Raw genomic sequence first — 17,661 nt, 5'->3', positions numbered from 1 at the left:
AAACATGTGCGGTATCCTTGGGATTCTCGGCAAAGCTCCGGTCGCTCCGCTCCTGCTCGACGGCCTGAAGCGGCTAGAGTATCGCGGTTACGATTCCGCCGGTATCGCAAGTCTGGTCAACGGCAGCATTCTGCGCCGGCGCGCCGAGGGCAAGCTCTCGAATCTGGCGCACCTGCTGGAGCAGGAGCCGCTACCCGGCACGGTCGGCATCGGCCATACGCGCTGGGCCACCCATGGCCGGCCCACCGAACAGAACGCTCATCCGCACAGCAGCGACCGCGTCGCGGTGGTGCATAACGGCATCATCGAGAACTTCCGCGATCTGAAGGCGGAATTGGAGGCCGCCGGGCAGGTCTTCGAGACGGAGACCGATACGGAGGCTGTCGTCCGTCTGATCGACCATCATCTGGCCCAGCAGATGTCGCCGCAGGAGGCCGTCGGCGCCGCCCTGCGCCGCCTGGAGGGCGCCTTCGCGCTCGCCATCGTCTTCGCCGGCCGGCACGACCTGATGATCGGCGCGCGCCAGGGCAGTCCGCTGGCGGTGGGCTTCGGCGACGGCGAGATGTTTCTGGGTTCGGACGCCCTGGGTCTGGCGCCGCTGACCGACCGGATCTGTTATCTGGAGGAAGGCGACTGGGCGGTCCTGACCGAAACGGGCGCGGAGATCTTCGACAGCGACAACGCGCCGGTCGAACGGCCGGTGACCCAGACGGCCCTTTCCGGCGCCATGATCGGCAAGGGCCAGTACCGGCACTTCATGCAGAAGGAGATCTTCGAGCAGCCGGCCGTGATCGGCGACACCCTGCAGGTCTTCGTCAACCCGCAAAGCCGCGCCGTGACTCTGCCGGAGCTGCCGCTCGACTTCGCCAAGGTGCCACGCGTGACGATCTCGGCCTGCGGAACCGCCTTCTATGCCGGCATGGTGGCCAAGTACTGGTTCGAACAGATCGCCCGCCTGCCCGTCGAACTCGATATCGCCAGCGAGTTTCGCTATCGCGAGGCGCCGCTGCCCGAAGGTGGTGCCTCTCTTTTCATCAGCCAGTCGGGCGAGACCATCGATACTCTGGCCGCGCTGCGCTACGCGAAGGGCCAGGGACAGACGATCCTGTCCGTCGTGAACCAGCCTGAGAGTGTGATCGCACGGGAGTCCCACGCGGTCCTGCCGACCATCGCGGGGCCGGAGATCGGCGTCGCCTCGACCAAGGCCTTCACCACCCAGCTGACGGTTCTGGCTTGCCTGACCATCGCGGCCGCGCGCGCGCGCGGCGCCATAGATGCGGACCGCGAGGCGGACCTCTCCGCCGCCCTCACCGAAGTTCCGGCTCGCTGTGCGGAGGTGCTGAACCACGACGAGGCGATCCAGTCCATCGCACACGAACTCGCCGAAGCACGCGACGTGCTCTACCTTGGCCGCGGCGCGATGTACCCGCTGGCATTGGAGGGCGCGCTGAAACTGAAGGAGATCAGCTACATCCATGCGGAGGGCTACGCCGCCGGCGAGATGAAGCACGGGCCGATCGCCCTGATCGACGAAACCGTGCCGGTGATCGTCATGGCCCCCAGCGGCCCTCTGTTCGAGAAAACGGTCAGCAACCTCTCCGAAGTCGCCGCACGCGGGGGCCGGGTGATCCTGATCACCGATCCCGACGGGGCCGCGCGCGCAGGTACGCAAGCCGCCCATCTGATCGAGGTTCCTCGGGTCGACTCTCTGGTCGCGCCCCTGCTCTATGCCATCCCGGCGCAGCTGCTCGCCTACCATACCGCCGTCGTGAAGGGCACCGACGTCGACCAGCCGCGCAACCTCGCCAAGTCGGTGACGGTCGAGTGAACCTCGGACCCCGCCTGGAGCCGTCGGAAGCGGAACGACCGGAAGCTGGGCTCAGGATCTTCCGCGCCGACTATCGCGATCCACAGCAGGCCACGGATATCGTAACGCTGCTGGACGCCTATGCCCGCGATCCGATGGGCGGAGGGCAGCCTCTGTCCGAGGCCGTCCGCAGTCGACTGGTTCCGGAGATGGCAGCGCGGCCGCAGTGCTTCACTCTGCTCGGCTACCTCGACGGCAAAGCGGCCGGACTCGCCAACTGCGTCGAAGGCTTCTCCACCTTCGCAGCCAAACCGCTGATCAACATCCACGACATCGCCGTCCTGCCTGCCTTCCGAGGTCGCGGTCTTGCCCAGGCTCTGCTCGCTGAGATCGAAGCGGTCGCCCGCCGGGCCGGCTGCTGCAAGCTGACCCTGGAAGTGCTGGGCGGGAACGCGCCCGCCAAGAGTGCCTACCGAAGGTTCGGCTTCGCCGAATACGAGCTGGACCCCACCAAAGGCCACGCCGAGTTCTGGAGCAAGACCCTGGCGTAAGAGCCTCCGCCACCCTGGACCTGTCACAAGAGCTGTTCGGGATCACGGGGCCGCGGCGCTGGTCTTCGGGCCGCTTCGCTTGCTAGCTTGCGGCCATAAGAAGAAGCACCCGCATCAGGCGATTTTCGAGGAACGCTCATGTCCCAGCCGCAAACTCTTCTGTCCATGGCAGGAGCTCCCGCGACGCCACCGAACCTGTCGGCGTCCGCCGTGGTCATGATCGACGCCCAGCGCGAGTACCTCGACGGGCGCCTGCCTCTGCCGGGCGTCACGGCGGCACTGGAGGAGGGCAGCCGTTTGCTGAGCGCGGCCCGTCAGGCGGGTCGCCCGGTCATCCACGTGCGCCACAAGGGCCGTGCCGGAGGTCTGTTCGACCCGGAGACGACGGCCTACAGCATCGCGGAAGCGGTTTTGCCGGTCGGCGACGAACCGGTGGTGACAAAGACGCTGCCCAACAGCTTCGCAGGCACCGAACTGGCGGAGTTGCTAGCCGGACTGAAGCTCGAAAATCTTCTGGTGGCCGGCTTCATGACCCATATGTGCGTGAGCTCGACAGTGCGCGCGGCGACGGACCTGGGCTACCGCTCGGCCGTGATCGCCGGCGCCTGCGCCACACGCGATCTGCCCGACGGGCAAGGTGGCGTCGTGCCTGCCGAGCAGTTGCAACGCGCCGAACTGGCGGCGCTGGCGGACCGCTTTGCCGTGGTTGTCGACAGCGTCGCGCAGGTTCCGGCTTAACAGGGGTGCGGTTGCGCCGCAGTCGTTTGAAGACGGGCGTGCCGCGTCTATAGTGACGTCTAAGCGCACCGCACCCTGGGGAACCGCCTCGGGCACGGTGCCGAACACATCCGATCAGATGGAGGAGGAAGAACGGTCATGAGCCTGTCCGCGAAAATCGAGCCCTCGGGTGCCCCGCAGCTCTCCGACCACAGTCTCTTCCGCCAGCAGTGCTACGTGAACGGAGCCTGGGTCGACGCCGACAGCGGCGAGACCTTGGAGGTGACCAATCCGGCGACCGGCGAAACCCTGGGGCAAATCCCGAAGATGGGGGCCGCCGAGACCCGCCGCGCGATCGAGGCCGCCGAAGCTGCATGGCCGGCCTGGCGCGCCAAGACCGCCAAGGAACGCGCCCAGATCCTGCGGCGCTGGTTCGACCTGATGATGGAAAATCAGGAAGACCTGGCGATCCTCATGACCATGGAGCAGGGCAAGCCCCTGACCGAGTCCCGCGGCGAGATCGCTTACGGCGCCAGCTTCGTGGAGTGGTTCGCCGAGGAGGCGAAGCGCATCTACGGCGACGTGATTCCCGGCCACCAGCCCGACAAACGGATCGTCGTACTGAAGCAGCCGGTCGGGGTCGTGGCCGCCATCACGCCCTGGAACTTCCCCAATGCGATGATCACGCGCAAGGCAGCGCCCGCCTTGGCCGCCGGCTGCCCCATCGTCCTCAAGCCCGCCACCCAGACGCCCTTCTCTGCTCTGGCCTTGGCGGAACTGGCCGAGCGCGCCGGCCTGCCCAAGGGCCTTTTCTCCATCGTCACAGGCAGCGCGAAAGAGATCGGCGGCGAGATGACCGGCAATCCGATCGTACGCAAGGTGACCTTTACCGGTTCGACCGAAGTCGGGAAGCTGCTGATGAAGCAGTCGGCCGAGACCGTGAAGAAGGTCTCCATGGAACTGGGCGGCAACGCCCCCTTCCTGGTATTCGACGATGCGGACCTGGATGCGGCCGTCGAAGGCGCGATGATGTCGAAGTTCCGCAACACCGGCCAGACCTGCGTCTGCGCCAACCGCATCTACGTTCAGGACAGCGTCTACGACGCCTTCGCGGCCAAGCTGGCGGCTCGGGTCAAGGAGCTTAAGGTCGGCTACGGCCTGGAAGAGGGCGTGAGCCAAGGTCCGCTGATCGACGTCGCAGCCGTCGAGAAGGTCGAGGAGCACGTTGCCGACGCCACCTCGAAGGGGGCCAAGATCGCCGTCGGCGGTCAGCGCCACGAGCTCGGCGGTACCTTTTTCCAGCCCACGCTCCTGACCGAGGTCACCACCGATATGAAGGTCACCAGCGAGGAGACCTTCGGACCGGTTGCGCCGCTCTTCCGCTTCGGCACCGAGGAAGAGGGAATCGCCCTCGCCAACGACACGGAGTTCGGTCTGGCCAGCTATTTCTACGCGCGCGATCTCGGCCGGATCTGGCGGGTCGGCGAAGGCCTGGAGAGCGGAATTGTCGGCGTCAACACCGGCATCATCTCCACCGAGGTCGCACCCTTCGGCGGCGTCAAGGAATCCGGTGTCGGTCGGGAAGGCTCCAAGTACGGCATCGACGACTACCTGGAGATCAAATACATGTGCATCGGTGGCGTGTAACGCCAGCCGAGGGCAGTCGGGACCGCTTCCTTGCGTCATTCGTCCAGCCAGAACCGCCCCTCCGGTCTCAAGGATCGCGCGGAAATCGCGGTCGTTCTGAAGGGCTATCCGAGGCTCTCGGAAACCTTCATCGCGCAGGAACTGCTGGCATTGGAGCGCGCAGGCTTAGGCCTGCGGCTCTGGTCGCTGCGCCATCCCACCGACACGGCGGTTCATCCGGTTCACCGGGAGATCGCAGCCCCCGTCGCCTATCTGCCGGAGTATCTGCACCGGGAGCCCTGGCGGGTTCTCCGCGGCTGGTGGCAGGCGCGGCGGCAGCCCGGCTACGCCCTGGCGAGGCAGGCGTTCCTGCGGGACCTGCGGCGCGACAGGACCATCAACCGGATGAGACGCTTCGGTCAGGCCTGCGTTCTGGCCACTGAACTGCCCGACGCAACCGACTGGATCTACGCGCACTTCCTGCACACGCCGGGATCGGTCGCCCGCTACGCCGCGCTTATGAAGGGCTTGCCCTGGTCCGTCTCGGCACACGCCCGCGACATCTGGACGATTCCGGAATGGGAGAAACGCGAGAAGCTGGACGACGCCGCCTGGGCCGTGACCTGCACGGCGGTCGGCGCGACCCACCTGGCCGGTCTTGCGGGACAGCCCGACAAGGTTGAACTGCTGTACCACGGCCTCGATTTCGACCGCTTTCCCGAACCGCCGGTTCGGACTGCGGAACGAGACGGAACCATGCCCCTGCGGCTGCTGTCGGTGGGGCGCGCGGTCGAGAAGAAAGGGTACGACGACCTGCTGGAGGCGCTCACCCTGCTGCCGGCGCAGTTGGACTGGCATCTGACTCATATCGGCGGCGGCGCCTTGTCCAAGCATCTGAAGAGCCGCGCGGCGGCACTCGGTCTCGACCGGAGGATCACCTGGCTCGGTGCGCAGCCGCAGGAGCGTGTTCTGGAGGCCTATCGCTCCGCCGACATCTTTGTCCTGGCCAGCCGGATCGCGGAAGACGGCGACCGCGACGGCCTGCCCAACGTTCTGATGGAGGCGCAAAGCCAAGCGCTCTGCTGCCTCTCGACGGCAGTCTCGGCCATCCCGGAGCTGATTCGGGACGGAGAGACGGGCTTGCTGGTACCGCCGCAGGAACCGCAGGCGCTTGCTAAAGCCCTGCAGCGGTTGATGGAGGACCCGGAACTGCGTCTGCGTCTCGGCGACGCCGGGAGCCGCCGGGTCCGCGCCGACTTCGCCATGACCGGCGGCATCGCCCAGCTGCTGCGCCGCTTCAAACCGGCGAAAGCTGCCGCCGAGAGCGACGCGGCGGCAGCCCAGTGAGACAACGTCCTTTCAGGCCGTTCAGCACCGCAATCGGCTGAGAGACCCAGGCAGGATCGTGAAAGTCGCCTTCTACGCACCGATGAAGCCACCGGACCATCCGGTGCCATCAGGCGACCGCACGATGGCGCGGCTGTTGCGTGAAGCCCTGAAGGCCGCCGGACACGAAGTCAGCCTGGCCTGTCGGCTGCGCAGTCGGGAGCCAGCCGGGGATCTGCGGCGGCAGGAAAGGCTGCGGACGATCGGAGAAAAGCTGGCGGCCCGCTATGTCGCCCGTCATGGCACCGGCAGGCGGCCCGACCTCTGGTTCACCTATCACCTCTACTACAAGGCGCCCGATTGGGTCGGCCCGCTGGTGAGCCGTCGGCTCGGCATCCCCTATGTGGTGGCGGAAGCCTCGGTCGCGCCGAAGCGCGCGGGCGGCCCCTGGGACCTGAGCCATCGCGCCGTTCTCTCCGCGCTTGACCAGGCGGCCGTCATCCTGCCGCTGACACCCCGGAACGCCGCCTGCCTGCCCCATCCGCAAAGGCATCGCGACTTGCCGCCCTTCCTGAGGCTCCCGGCACCCCCTGCGTCCCGCGACCTCTTCGCCTTGCGCAACGAGCTTGCCTTGCCGACGGTTGATGCACCTCCGCTGCTCATAACCGCCGCCATGATGCGTCCGGGCGCCAAGCTGGCCTCCTATCGTCTGCTGGCCGAAGCTTTGCAGCGAATCGCCGACCGCCACTGGCACTTGCTGGTTCTGGGCGACGGACCCGCGCGGGGCGAGGTCGAGGCCGCCTTCGCACCGCTGGGCGGCCGTGTGCGTTTTCTCGGCGAGATCGCCCCAGATCGGCTGGCTTCGCATCTCAGTCTTGGCTGCCTTTTCGTCTGGCCGGCCGTCGAGGAGGCCTACGGCATGGCGATCCTGGAGGCCATGGCCGCAGGCCTTCCCGTCGTGGCTGGCGACGAGGGCGGCGTCTCCGCCTTGGTAGACAACGAGCAATGCGGCCTGCTGGCCGAACCCCGAGACGCCGGGAGTTTTGCAAACTCCGTTCTGCGGCTTCTGGCGGATCCGGGCCGGCGCGCCCGCATGGGCGAGGCCGCGCGCCAGAAGGTTTCGCAGCGTCACGCGCTTCCCGCGGCAGCACAAAACCTGCAGCGAAGTCTCCTCGAAGCCCTCGAAATGGGAGCCCGGGAGTTTGGAGCCCGGCGGCCATGACAGAAGGGGGCGTGACCGAGCTGGTTCTGATCCGCCATGCGGAGACGGCTTGGAACGCGGCGAAGCGCATACAGGGTCAGCGCGACGTTCCGCTGTCGCCGCGCGGACGCGTCATGGCGGCAAGCTGGCGCCTACCCGCGCCGCTCGCCGGATACCGCTGGTTCAGCTCGACCCTCGGCCGGGCGCGGGAGACGGCGCATCTGCTCGGGCGTCCCGACGCGGTCGCGCTGGCCGCGCTCAACGAGATGAACTGGGGCCATTGGGCAGGCCAGACACTGACCGAACTGCGCACCCGTCACGGCGGCGTCATGGCCGACAATGAGGCCAGAGGCCTGGACTTCCGGCCCGAGGGCGGCGAGAGCCCGCGGGAGGTGCAGAGTCGTCTGCGCCCTCTTCTGGCGCGTCTGGCGGCGGCCGGGCAGCCCAGCGTCGCCGTCGCCCACCGCGGCGTCATCCGTGCGCTCTACTGTCTGGCCAGCGGTTGGGACCTGACCGGCAAGCCGCCGGTCGAGTTCGACCGAGAAGCCTTGCAGCGCTTCGCCCTTGCCGGCGACGGCACGCCGAGCATCCTGCGGCTGAACGACCCTCTAAGATCATGACCGACGTACTTTTCGTCGTGACCCACCTGCATGGGATCGGACACCTGCGGCGAACCGCCGTACTGGCCCGAGCCTGCAGCGCACGCGGGCTGGCGGTAGGTATCGTTTCGGGCGGCCGGCCGCTGCGCGATCTGGTGCTGGGACCTGCGCGGCTGTTTCAGTTGGAACCATGGCTGCGCAGTCGCGACGAGAGTTTCCGAGAACTCCTGGGGCCGCACGACGCGCCCTTGGATGAGCGCCTGCGAGAGAAGCGGTGCCGTCAGCTCCTGGCGATCCTCACGCGAGAACGGCCAAGAATTCTGGTGACCGAACACTTTCCCTTCGGCCGAGGCAAGCTGCGGTTCGAGCTGTCTCCGCTGGTCGAGAGCGCGCGACAGATGACGCCGAGACCCTGGATCGTGAGTTCGGTCCGCGACCTGCTGGTGGAGAAACCGCCGGAGAAAACCGTCTGGATGGCCGAGGCCGCCGAAGCCTACGACCGCATCCTCGTCCACGGAGACGAGAAGCTGATTCCCTTCGCAGCAAGCTTTGCCCAGACGGCTGCCTTGGCCGGGAAGCTGGTCTACACCGGTTACGTTGCCGAAACGACCGCCTCCGCGCGCCCAGGACGCCAGCACCAGAGCTTGCAAAAGGCTGAGGAACCGCAGAAGGAAGTCCTGGTGTCCGCCGGCGGGGGAGCCTTCGGGCGAGACTTTCTCTTTGCCGCCCTCAAGTCGCGCCCTTTGAGCCAGGCAAAAGATCGGCCCTGGCGGTTCCTTGTGGGAGACAACCTGCCAGATGCCGATTTCCAGGCCTTACGTCGTCAAGCAGGCGGGTGCGTTCAGGTGCAGCGGGCCGAACCCGACTTCCCGGAACGGCTCGCCAGCTGCGCGCTTTCGATCAGTCAGGGCGGCTACAACACCGTCGTCGACCTGCTGCGGGCCGGCTGCCCCGCGGTGATCGTCCCTTACCAAGAGGGAGGACAAAGCGAGCAGCGCCGACGGGCCGACCTTCTGGACGCCGGCGGATGGCTTACCAGCGCGCCCGGCGGGGATAGCGATCCAGCCTTGCTCGCGGCCGCGATCGACCGACGATTGCGCGCAGCGGCGCACCCAACCGCATCCACTCGACAGGCTGTCCGAACCGCACTCCCAAATTTGAACGGGTCTGAAGTCACAGCCGAGATTCTGGCAGACTTGGCTGCTATAGTGCCGCCCGGCATTTAGGGTGCGAGTGCCCTTTAGCCTTATGAGCGCAAATAGAAAGGACACAGCCAGCGCCGCGATGAGCGATCTCGACACCGTATTCTATCGTTATCCGCCGCGCGCGTTGGTGGGCGACTACATCAGGTCCGGGGTCGGCACGGCCTTCGGACTTCTGATCGCCGTGAGCAATCCGTCCAGTCCCTGGGTCGTCGGCATTTTCGGAGGTCTTTGCGCAGTCTTCGCACTGTTCGGTCTGCGCACCGTGCGGCAGCATCTGACCCAGGTCGCCGTGACGCCCGAGGCCGTCTTCGTCAAGGCGATCGGTACGCGCGATCTGCCGTGGCAAGCCTTGCGCGAGGTCAGACTGCGGTTCTACGGAACACGTCGCCAGGCGCGCGGCGACAGGGCCTCGGGCGGCGGCTTTCTGGAGCTGACGCTGCGTGGCAACGGCCGGAAGCTGAAGTTCGACTCCAACCTTCTGGGCTTCAAGGACGTCGCTTGGCATGCTGCGCGCGCGGCACGCGACAACAATCTCTCCCTGGATCCGACGACGGCCGGCAACCTTCTGGATATCGGGGTGGATGCCGATAGCGAAACACCCCGGCCACGGCCGATGGACGCGCTTCAGCTGTGAGCTCCGCTCCGCCCCTTCTCGACGTGCGCGACCTCCGGGTCGCGTTCGATTTGCCGGAGGGGCGGCTCGAAGCCGTTCGAGGCGCGAGCTTCACGGTGCCCGCCGGCGGAACGGTAGCCCTGGTCGGCGAGTCCGGCTCCGGGAAGTCAGTGATCAGTCAGGCGATCATGGGGATCCTGCCGAAACCGGCGGTGATTGCCGGGGGCGCCATCCTCTTCACCGATCCCGCCGACGGCGAAACGCGCGACATTGCCGCTCTGCCGCCAAGTGGTCCGCAAATGCGGTCCCTACGGGGCGGTCGCATCTCGATCATCTTTCAGGAACCGATGACGTCGCTTTCGCCGGTCCATACCGTCGGCGATCAGATCGGCGAGGCCCTGACGCTGCACCGCAACGTCGGTGCGGCGGCGGCGCGCGAGGCCGTCATCGAGACACTCAGGTTGGTGGGCTTTCCCGATCCGCAGAGAGCGCTCAAGACCTACCCCTTCGAGCTTTCGGGCGGCCTACGCCAGCGGGCGATGATCGCAATGGCCCTGGTCTGCCGCCCGGCGCTGTTGATCGCCGATGAGCCGACAACTGCGCTGGACGTAACGGTGCAGGCGCAGATCCTCAAGTTGATCGGGGATCTGCAGGCCGAACTGGGCATGGCTATGCTGATGATCACCCACGATCTGGGCGTCGTGGCGAATGTCGCCGAGCAGGTCGTGGTGATGTATCGCGGCCAAATCATGGAAGCGGGCGGCCTGGAGGACATCTTCCGCGATCCGCGTCACCCCTATCTGCGTGCCCTGCTGAAGGCCGTTCCGCGCTTCGACATGGCCCAAGACGAACGGCTCACGCCGCTTCGCGAGATCGAGCACAACGGCCACGCCATGCTGCTCGCAGCGAAGGCCTCCTGGCCCGAGCGCGGGGTGAAGCAATCCGACGAGATGGGGCCTGACGAGTTGGAGCCGGAGACGACCGAGAGAGGCGGTGCCGAAACACCGCTGCTCAGCATCGAGGGCGTGACCAAGACCTTCACGATCCGCAAGGGCGGTTTCCTAGGTCACTGGGGACGGACAGCAGCAGCCGAGGTCACGGCGCTGGACGATGTCGGCTTCACGGTCCAGCGGGGGGAGTGTCTGGGCCTGGTCGGCGAAAGCGGCTGCGGCAAGACCACTCTGTCGAAGATCGTCATGCGCGCGCTCGACCCCGACAGCGGATCGGTCGTCTTCAACGATGGCGGCCGGCCACTGGACGTTCTCGCCTTGCAGGGCGATGCCCTGACGCAGTTTCGGCGGCGCATCCAGTTCGTTTTCCAAGATCCCTTTTCCTCGCTGAACCCGCGCATGACCGTCTTCGAGATCCTAAGCGAACCGCTGCAGATCCATGGCCTCGGCGATCCTTCCTGGCGCGCGGACTACGTCAAGGAACTGATGCGCGTCGTCGGCCTGGACGTACGCCACCTGCGCCGCTATCCGCACTCCTTTTCCGGCGGGCAGAGACAACGCATCGGGATCGCCCGAGCTCTGGCCCTCATGCCGGATCTGCTGATCTGCGACGAGCCCGTGAGCGCCCTCGACGTCTCCATCCAGGCACAGATTCTCAATCTCCTGAAGGACCTGCGCGACGAGCTTGGCCTGACCTACCTCTTCATCAGTCATAACCTTGCCGTCGTCGACTACATCGCCGACCGGATCGCCGTCATGTGCCAAGGTCAGTTGGTGGAGCTGGCGCCCAAGGCGACCTTGTTCAAAAACCCGCTTCACCCCTACACGCGCGCGCTGGTCTCAGCCGTGCCCGAGCCGAACCCGGACCGACCGCTTGACCTGGCCGCACTGATGAACGGCAAAGCCAGCATTCCCGAGGCTTGGCCAGCGGCCTTCGCGCCACGAGCCGGCGAGGCCTTGAAAATGATCGATCTGGGTGACGGTCACTACCTGCGGGCCTGGCCGGACAGCCTCGACGCTGTCGCCGCGGCCCGCGACAGTACCGCCGGAATCGAACCCGGAGATCCCAAAGAAGCCGGACGGATGGGCCTGTACTGATGCTGCCCTACGTCGCCCGCCGGATCTTCGTGATGATACCAACCTTGCTGGTCATCTCGGCGGTGGTTTTCTTCATCATTCAGCTTCCCCCCGGCGACTACCTGGAAACCTACATCGCCGAACTTCAGGCCCAGGGCGAAGCCGTCGACCAGAGCCGGATCGCCTTCCTGCGAGAGCAGTACGGCCTCGATCAGCCGGTCTGGCTGCAATACCTCACCTGGGTCGGCGGCCTTCTGCAGGGCGATCTCGGGTTCTCCTTCGAGTACCAGCTTCCAGTCTCGGAGGTGATCGGCGACCGCTTCCTCCTGACCGCTATCATCGCCGTGGCGACGGTGCTCTTCACCTACCTGGTCGCCTTTCCCATCGGCATCTACTCCGCCGTGCGCCAGTACTCGACCGGCGACTACGTCTTCACCCTGATCGGCTACCTCGGGCTGGCGACGCCGAACTTCCTGTTGGCCTTGGTGATGCTCTATTTCGCCAACGTGTGGTTCGGCACCTCGATCGGCGGCCTGATGGACCCGGCGCTGGAAGACGCACCCTGGAGCTTCGAGAAGGTCGGCTCGGTCCTGGAGCACATCTGGATTCCGATGATCGTGATCGGCACCGCCGGCACCGCCGCGCTGATCCGCCGCCTGCGCGCGAACCTACTGGACGAGCTACACAAGCAGTACGTGGTGACGGCCCGGGCCAAGGGTCTGTCCGAGGGCAAACTGGTCTTCAAGTACCCCCTGCGCCTGGCGCTCAACCCCTTCATCGCCGACGTCGGCAACCTCCTGCCGCAGATCATCTCCGGGGCGGTGCTGGTCTCCGTCGTGCTCGGGCTGCCCACGAACGGTCCACTGCTGCTACGCGCGCTTCAAAGCCAGGACATGTACCTGGCGGGCGCCTTCCTGATGTTCGAGGCGACGCTGGTGGTGATCGGCGTCATGCTCTCGGACCTGGCTCTGGCGGCCCTTGATCCGCGTATCCGCTTCACCGGAGGGCGTCGCCGATGACCGACCTTCGGCAGGAGCGCGACGGCCACTACGTCAACCCGGAACCCTTCGAGCCGGGAACCGAAGCGCCGCTGACGGCCGAGCAGGAACGCTACTACCAGGCCGGTCAGTGGACGATCATCTGGTGGAAGTTCAAACGCCACCGCCTTGCCTTGGCGTCAGGTATCCTCCTGCTCCTGCTCTATCTGATCGTGCTGCTGGCGGAGATCGTCGCGCCCTACAACCTGCACAGCCGCGACACCCGGCACATCTACGCGCCGCCCCAAAGCCTGCATCTCTTCCACGAGGGCGAGTTCATCGGGCCTTTCGTCTACGGCTTCGACTATCGCCTGAACATGCAGAACCTGCGGCGCGAATACGTTCCGAACCCGGAGAAGGTGCAGCCGCTGCGGTTCTTCTGTGCCGGGGACTCCTACGAATTCTGGGGCCTGTTCGAGGCCGATCTGCATCTCGTCTGCGCGGCAGAGGGCGGCACGTTCTTTCTGTTCGGCACCGACCGCTTGGGCCGCGACCTCTTCAGCCGGATCGTCTACGGAGCCCGAATCTCCATGACCATCGGGCTGATCGGCGTCGCTCTCAGCTTCCTGCTCGGCATGCTGTTCGGCGGACTGGCCGGCTACTACGGCGGACTGGTGGACGAGGCCGTGCAGCGCGCCATCGAGATCCTGCGCTCCTTTCCGACCATTCCGCTGTTCATGACACTCTCGGCGATCCTGCCGGTGACCTGGTCTCCGATCCTCGTCTTTTTCGGGATCTCCATTATTCTGGCTCTGCTGGAGTGGCCCGACCTAGCTCGCGCCGTGCGGTCCAAACTTCTGTCGCTGCGGGAGGAGGACTTCGCGACGGCGGCCCAACTCATGGGCGCCAGTCCGGTGCGCATCATCGGACGCCATCTGCTTCCGAGCTTTACCAGCCACCTGATCGCCTCGGCCAGTCTCGCCATCCCAACCATGATCCTGGCCGAGACGGCCCTGTCGTTTCTGGGCCTCGGTCTGCGCCCTCCAGTCACGTCTTGGGGCGTGCTGCTGACCGAGGCCCAGAACATCAACGTCGTGGCGCTCTATCCCTGGCTGATGCTGCCCGTCGTGCCCGTGATCCTGGTGGTGCTCGCCTTCAACTTCCTGGGCGACGGCCTGCGCGACGCCGCCGACCCCTACAAGTAGTCCCGCGCAAGTAAACCCGGATCCCAAAAGCGCTGGACGATCACGCCACTGCGCGCAGCCAGACCAGCAGCATCAGGGATCCGGAGCCGGCTAGAGCGCCGAGCAGAATATTGCGGCGCGCGGCGAAGAAAACGGCAAGCGCGAGAACTGCCGCCAAGATCCGGTCCAGAGTCTCGGTTTCCGCCAGAAGACCGAAAGGCAGCACGATCATCCGGGCGATCAGAGCGGCGAGAAGCGCATAGGCAACGCAGGACACCCAGACGAACAGCGGCGAATTGGTGTCGAGCCGCCCCGAAAGAGCCACGCCCAGCCCGCGCCAAGCGTAGGTTACTGCCGCGCCGACCAGCATGACGCCAATTGGCAACCAGAAGTCCGAGGCGAAGAAATCCGAGGTCACGCCGCCGCTCCGGGAGAGGCACGGTGGCCGCCGCCGAGCAGGAAGGCCGAGGTTCCGGCAACGAGCCCCGCGAGCAGCAGGCCGTAATCCGGGTCCAGCAGATGGAAGGCCGGCCCGGCGAGCGCACCCAGGACCAGCGCATAGAGTCTCAGGCGGGTCGGCACGTCACCGGCAAAGATCAGCATGAAATAGAGCGGGTTGAGGAACACCAGCCCGAGCGAGACCAGTGGCGGCATCGATCCGGCCAACCAGAAACCGAAACCGGTCGCCGCGAAGGTCGCCGTCCAGAGCGTGGTGCTGAACCCGAGAAAATAGGGAAGGCGTTCATCCCGCGGTAGATTCGGGCAGGCCTTCAGCGCCGCCGCCCAGCCCGTCACGGCGATCCAGTGGGCCGCGAGGTAGTAGAGCCAGCGCGGCCAGCGCGGGGACCTGACGAGCGGAAGCAGCGCGACGGTCATCGGCAGCAGCCGGGCGTTGGTCAGGGCAACGGCGGCAACGATGGCCAGTAAGGGAGCCCCGGCCGCATAGAGCTCGACCAGGACGATCTGGCCGGGCAGCGCCCAGCCGGTCGCGGTCGAGAAAAAGCCATGAAGGATGTGCAGGTCGCTATCCCGGACCAGAGCGCCGAACCCCAAGTAGCTGGCAAAGAGAACCAGCGAGGGCGCCCCGAAGGCCTCGCGCAAGCCGCGACGATAGGCAACCGACGGCTTCGCGGGAACTTCTGGCGCAATGGCGGTTGAGAGGGACGGCCTATCGGACATGCCGAACAAAACTAGCCCGAAGGTCGAAAGGGAAGAACTGCCGGTTGGGAAAGGCTGCCTTGCCGGGCCGGCTCAGCCGGCCGCGAAACGGCCGCTCATGCGACCGGTCTCGCCGGAGGGGTTGCTTCTCGGTGCAAAAGCCGACTCGCCGGAAGTTTCCCGCCAATGGGACAGCGCCCACTCCACAGAGGGAAAGGCAAGGTGATCCCACGGGATCTCGCCCCAGGCGAAGAGGCCCACCTCCTGGCTTTCCGGGCCAGCCGACACCGCCGGATCTACGAGCCGCGCCCGGTAGATCAGTTGAACCTGACTGATTCGCTCGATGGCATAGACCGCCAGGAGTTGATCGATCTCCAGCTTGGCACGCGCCTCTTCCCAGGCCTCGCGAGCCGCACCGACCGCAGGTGACTCGTTCAGCTCCAGATAGCCGGCGGGGAGAGTCCAAAAGCCGGCCCTCGGCATGATGGCGCGGCGGCAGAGCAGAATGCGTTCGCCCTCGGGAAGCGTGATCGTCGCAACGGTCCCGACCACGACCTTGGGGTTTTCGTAGTCGACGAAACCGCAGTCCGAACACACCGATCTTTCGCGATCATCCCCCTCCGGTATGGCGCGGGCAAACCTCGGGCTGGCGGACGGCGGATGGCTCATGGCGCACAAAGATGGCGCCGGCGGCCGACAACGGCAAGCGGAAGACGGACGATCAGGTCGCGGAGGCTGGAGATGCACCGTCGTTGCAGTTGCGCCGCGGTGCTACGGGAGTCCAAACCGTTTCCGAAACGATATAGTCGACCAAACCCTCAGCCGGAGACCTTGAGATGCGGAGGCCCAAGCCTCCGCCACGAAACGAGACTGATTTTCGGGACGCTCAGACGCGAATGTCGAGGTACGAGCCGCGTGGTTTGACGTCGCCGGTTTCAGCCATCGCACGCGCCGCAGATTCAGCCGCTTCCACACCTTCAGCGCTGATTGTCTGAGACACGGCTGCCGCAGCTTCTGCGACGGCGCCGGCACCCGGCATCGGAGCGGCGTCCGCACGGGGGAGCCCCTGCAAAGCCTGAAAGAAATCAACTCCGAGACGGATCTGGCCGGTATCGATCTGCATGTAAGCAGACTAGCGGATCCCGGTTTAAGAAAGCGTAAAGCGGTAAGTGGAATTTACCGTATATTTATTGTAATTGCGATTTTCCTCAAAATCGCGGTAATTCTTGCTCAGGTAGTATCTTTTGGAGTCGCGCTTGGTCCCCCGCACCACCTTAGTTTCACTCAACGGACCCCCTAACAAGGCCCGATCCGCCTGCAGGCCCAGTAAAGCCGCAGGTAAGTCGCTGATTCGCCGAGCAGCGGAATTCCGTTTTTAAGACAATGTTTACGGCGTCGGTCCAACTTCGAAGCCTTAGGAGATCCCGGTCTTTCGATCCGACATGCTTAGGGGTTGCTTAGTCAGTCAAACTCGGACCAGTCATCGGGAAGCCTTCAAGGGGCAAACGTCATTATGGTTGTTCACGGCGAACTCGATCAACTGCTCGGCCTTGCGAGAGATAAGTCCGCGGAAGGGCGACGGCTGCTGCTCGACACCGTCGCCGACCTTTTTTCAGAAGATGGCCGTGTGCTGAACGAGCGCGAGCACGCGCTGATGACCGACATTCTCAGCAAGCTGCTGCGCGACGTTGAAATGCGGGTTCGGCGCGAGGTGAGCGAGCGGCTGGCGCGGCGCCAGGATGCGCCGCTGGAAATCGTCAAACTTCTCGCAAACGACGATATCGAGGTCGCGAGGCCGGTTCTGGTCACCTCCTCGATCCTGCGCGACATCGATCTCGTCGAGATCGTTCATCACCGCACTCAACAGCATCAACTGTCCATCGCCATGCGCCGCGAAGTCAGCGAGTTTGTCTCGGAGGCCTTGGTCGAGGCAGGCGATATAGACGTTATAAAAGCCCTGCTGGACAATCCGAATGCCCGCATCTCCGAAGCGACGCTGGAGTACCTGGTCGAGGAAAGCAGGCGCGTCGACTCTTACCAGGAACCGTTAGTCCGCCGCTCCGACCTATCGCCGCAGCTTGCTCGGCGCATGTGCCTTTGGGTCGGCGCTGCGCTGCGCAGCTACATTCTCGACAACTACGACATCGACCCGACAGAGCTCGACGATCTTCTCGAAGATGTCGCTTTGGAAACGCTGGAAACCCTTCCGGCAACTGCCTCCCCAGGCGAACCCCAGGACGATGCCGCCAGTCGGCTCGCCCAGCAGCTCGCCGAGGCGAAACGCTTGACGCCCGATATGCTGGTTCAGACCCTCCGACAGGGCGAGATATCCCTGTTCGAGGCGATGTTCGCGCAGATGACCGGACTGCGGCGCCGGCTGATCGGGCGCCTGATCTACGAACCGGGCGGCGAAGGGCTGGTCATTGCCTGCCGTGCCCTTGCCGTGGACAAGCCGGCCTTCACGTCGATCTTCCTGCTGAGTCGAAAAGGCCGTCCCGGCGATCAAGTCGTGGACCCGCGCGAGCTCTCCCGTGTGATTTCCCTGTTCGATCGGGTCAAGCCGGACGCCGCCCAGCAGGTGCTGCGCCGCTGGCAACGCAACCCCGAGTACCTTTACGCCGTCAGGCGCCTTGAAGAGAGCCGACTGAAACAGGCAGCTGTCTAGACAGA

17 protein-coding genes are annotated in these 17,661 nt (G+C 65.5%); 13 read left to right on the top strand and 4 right to left on the bottom strand.

Annotation, left to right across the window (positions count from 1 at the left end):
• Positions 1-4: 4 nt before the first annotated feature.
• The 12 genes from glmS (at position 5) to ACO054_RS18060 (ending at position 13,854) form a co-directional block, all read left to right on the top strand.
• Positions 5-1,828: a glutamine--fructose-6-phosphate transaminase (isomerizing) gene (gene glmS, locus ACO054_RS18115; RefSeq protein ID WP_421707985.1), complete on the top strand. Its 1,824-nt coding sequence runs from the start codon at positions 5-7 to the stop codon at positions 1,826-1,828.
• Positions 1,825-2,358: a GNAT family N-acetyltransferase gene (locus ACO054_RS18110; protein ID WP_421707984.1), complete on the top strand. Its 534-nt coding sequence runs from the start codon at positions 1,825-1,827 to the stop codon at positions 2,356-2,358. Before glmS ends, ACO054_RS18110 begins: the two co-directional genes overlap by 4 nt.
• 138 nt (positions 2,359-2,496) lie before the next feature.
• A complete protein-coding gene (locus ACO054_RS18105; RefSeq protein WP_421707983.1) occupies positions 2,497-3,096 on the top strand; it encodes a cysteine hydrolase family protein in 600 nt (199 codons plus the stop codon).
• A 138-nt stretch (positions 3,097-3,234) separates the two neighbouring features.
• Positions 3,235-4,722, top strand: a complete 1,488-nt coding sequence (gabD, locus tag ACO054_RS18100) for an NADP-dependent succinate-semialdehyde dehydrogenase (protein ID WP_421707982.1) — start codon at positions 3,235-3,237, stop codon at positions 4,720-4,722.
• A 30-nt stretch (positions 4,723-4,752) separates the two neighbouring features.
• Positions 4,753-6,048 (top strand): glycosyltransferase family 4 protein, encoded by a 1,296-nt coding sequence (locus ACO054_RS18095; RefSeq protein ID WP_421707981.1) that lies wholly within the window; start codon positions 4,753-4,755, stop codon positions 6,046-6,048.
• A 58-nt stretch (positions 6,049-6,106) separates the two neighbouring features.
• Positions 6,107-7,249, top strand: a complete 1,143-nt coding sequence (locus ACO054_RS18090; protein ID WP_421707980.1) for a glycosyltransferase family 4 protein — start codon at positions 6,107-6,109, stop codon at positions 7,247-7,249.
• Positions 7,246-7,848 (top strand): histidine phosphatase family protein, encoded by a 603-nt coding sequence (locus ACO054_RS18085; RefSeq protein ID WP_421707979.1) that lies wholly within the window; start codon positions 7,246-7,248, stop codon positions 7,846-7,848. The genes ACO054_RS18090 and ACO054_RS18085 overlap by 4 nt, the downstream gene beginning before the upstream one ends.
• Positions 7,845-9,053, top strand: coding sequence for a glycosyltransferase family protein (locus ACO054_RS18080; RefSeq protein WP_421707978.1), 1,209 nt, complete (start codon positions 7,845-7,847; stop codon positions 9,051-9,053). The genes ACO054_RS18085 and ACO054_RS18080 overlap by 4 nt, the downstream gene beginning before the upstream one ends.
• Positions 9,054-9,111: 58 nt before the next feature.
• Positions 9,112-9,666 carry a hypothetical protein gene (locus ACO054_RS18075; RefSeq protein WP_421707977.1) on the top strand — a complete coding sequence of 185 codons (555 nt, stop codon included), beginning with the start codon at positions 9,112-9,114 and terminating at the stop codon, positions 9,664-9,666.
• Positions 9,663-11,693 carry a dipeptide ABC transporter ATP-binding protein gene (locus ACO054_RS18070; protein ID WP_421707976.1) on the top strand — a complete coding sequence of 677 codons (2,031 nt, stop codon included), beginning with the start codon at positions 9,663-9,665 and terminating at the stop codon, positions 11,691-11,693. Before ACO054_RS18075 ends, ACO054_RS18070 begins: the two co-directional genes overlap by 4 nt.
• Positions 11,693-12,691 carry an ABC transporter permease gene (locus tag ACO054_RS18065; protein WP_421707975.1) on the top strand — a complete coding sequence of 333 codons (999 nt, stop codon included), beginning with the start codon at positions 11,693-11,695 and terminating at the stop codon, positions 12,689-12,691. Before ACO054_RS18070 ends, ACO054_RS18065 begins: the two co-directional genes overlap by 1 nt.
• Positions 12,688-13,854: an ABC transporter permease gene (locus ACO054_RS18060; RefSeq protein ID WP_421707974.1), complete on the top strand. Its 1,167-nt coding sequence runs from the start codon at positions 12,688-12,690 to the stop codon at positions 13,852-13,854. The genes ACO054_RS18065 and ACO054_RS18060 overlap by 4 nt, the downstream gene beginning before the upstream one ends.
• Positions 13,855-13,894: 40 nt before the next feature.
• Here the strand turns inward: ACO054_RS18060 and ACO054_RS18055 are convergent, their stop codons facing one another.
• From ACO054_RS18055 to ACO054_RS18040, 4 genes are all read right to left on the bottom strand, one after another.
• Positions 13,895-14,251, bottom strand: a complete 357-nt coding sequence (locus ACO054_RS18055; protein ID WP_421707973.1) for an AzlD domain-containing protein — start codon at positions 14,249-14,251, stop codon at positions 13,895-13,897.
• Positions 14,248-15,012, bottom strand: a complete 765-nt coding sequence (locus ACO054_RS18050; protein ID WP_421707972.1) for an AzlC family ABC transporter permease — start codon at positions 15,010-15,012, stop codon at positions 14,248-14,250. The genes ACO054_RS18055 and ACO054_RS18050 overlap by 4 nt, the downstream gene beginning before the upstream one ends.
• 72 nt (positions 15,013-15,084) lie before the next feature.
• Entirely contained in the window at positions 15,085-15,660 is a 576-nt protein-coding gene (locus tag ACO054_RS18045) for an NUDIX domain-containing protein (RefSeq protein ID WP_421707971.1), read from the bottom strand.
• 217 nt (positions 15,661-15,877) lie between these two features.
• Positions 15,878-16,114, bottom strand: coding sequence for a hypothetical protein (locus ACO054_RS18040; RefSeq protein ID WP_421707970.1), 237 nt, complete (start codon positions 16,112-16,114; stop codon positions 15,878-15,880).
• 390 nt (positions 16,115-16,504) lie between these two features.
• Here ACO054_RS18040 and ACO054_RS18035 point away from each other — a divergent pair, with 390 nt between their 5' ends.
• Positions 16,505-17,656 carry a DUF2336 domain-containing protein gene (locus ACO054_RS18035; RefSeq protein ID WP_421707969.1) on the top strand — a complete coding sequence of 384 codons (1,152 nt, stop codon included), beginning with the start codon at positions 16,505-16,507 and terminating at the stop codon, positions 17,654-17,656.
• Positions 17,657-17,661: the final 5 nt, after the last annotated feature.

This window comes from Algihabitans sp., assembly GCF_965226985.1.
Taxonomy (GTDB): Bacteria; Pseudomonadota; Alphaproteobacteria; order Kiloniellales; family DSM-21159; genus Algihabitans.
Note: the sequence above shows the minus strand (reverse complement) of the source record. Positions and strands in the feature narration are given on the sequence as shown.

Excerpts from the sequence above, each read along its gene's own strand:
- ACO054_RS18080 (WP_421707978.1), top strand. The coding sequence starts at position 7,845 with ATGACCGACGTACTTTTCGTCGTGACCCACCTGCATGGGATCGGACAC.
- ACO054_RS18085 (WP_421707979.1), top strand. The coding sequence starts at position 7,246 with ATGACAGAAGGGGGCGTGACCGAGCTGGTTCTGATCCGCCATGCGGAG.
- ACO054_RS18050 (WP_421707972.1), bottom strand. The coding sequence starts at position 15,012 with ATGTCCGATAGGCCGTCCCTCTCAACCGCCATTGCGCCAGAAGTTCCC.
- ACO054_RS18035 (WP_421707969.1), top strand. The coding sequence starts at position 16,505 with ATGGTTGTTCACGGCGAACTCGATCAACTGCTCGGCCTTGCGAGAGAT.
- ACO054_RS18075 (WP_421707977.1), top strand. The coding sequence starts at position 9,112 with ATGAGCGATCTCGACACCGTATTCTATCGTTATCCGCCGCGCGCGTTG.
- ACO054_RS18060 (WP_421707974.1), top strand. The coding sequence starts at position 12,688 with ATGACCGACCTTCGGCAGGAGCGCGACGGCCACTACGTCAACCCGGAA.
- ACO054_RS18040 (WP_421707970.1), bottom strand. The coding sequence starts at position 16,114 with ATGCAGATCGATACCGGCCAGATCCGTCTCGGAGTTGATTTCTTTCAG.
- ACO054_RS18045 (WP_421707971.1), bottom strand. The coding sequence starts at position 15,660 with ATGAGCCATCCGCCGTCCGCCAGCCCGAGGTTTGCCCGCGCCATACCG.
- gabD (WP_421707982.1), top strand. The coding sequence starts at position 3,235 with ATGAGCCTGTCCGCGAAAATCGAGCCCTCGGGTGCCCCGCAGCTCTCC.
- ACO054_RS18105 (WP_421707983.1), top strand. The coding sequence starts at position 2,497 with ATGTCCCAGCCGCAAACTCTTCTGTCCATGGCAGGAGCTCCCGCGACG.
- ACO054_RS18065 (WP_421707975.1), top strand. The coding sequence starts at position 11,693 with ATGCTGCCCTACGTCGCCCGCCGGATCTTCGTGATGATACCAACCTTG.
- glmS (WP_421707985.1), top strand. The coding sequence starts at position 5 with ATGTGCGGTATCCTTGGGATTCTCGGCAAAGCTCCGGTCGCTCCGCTC.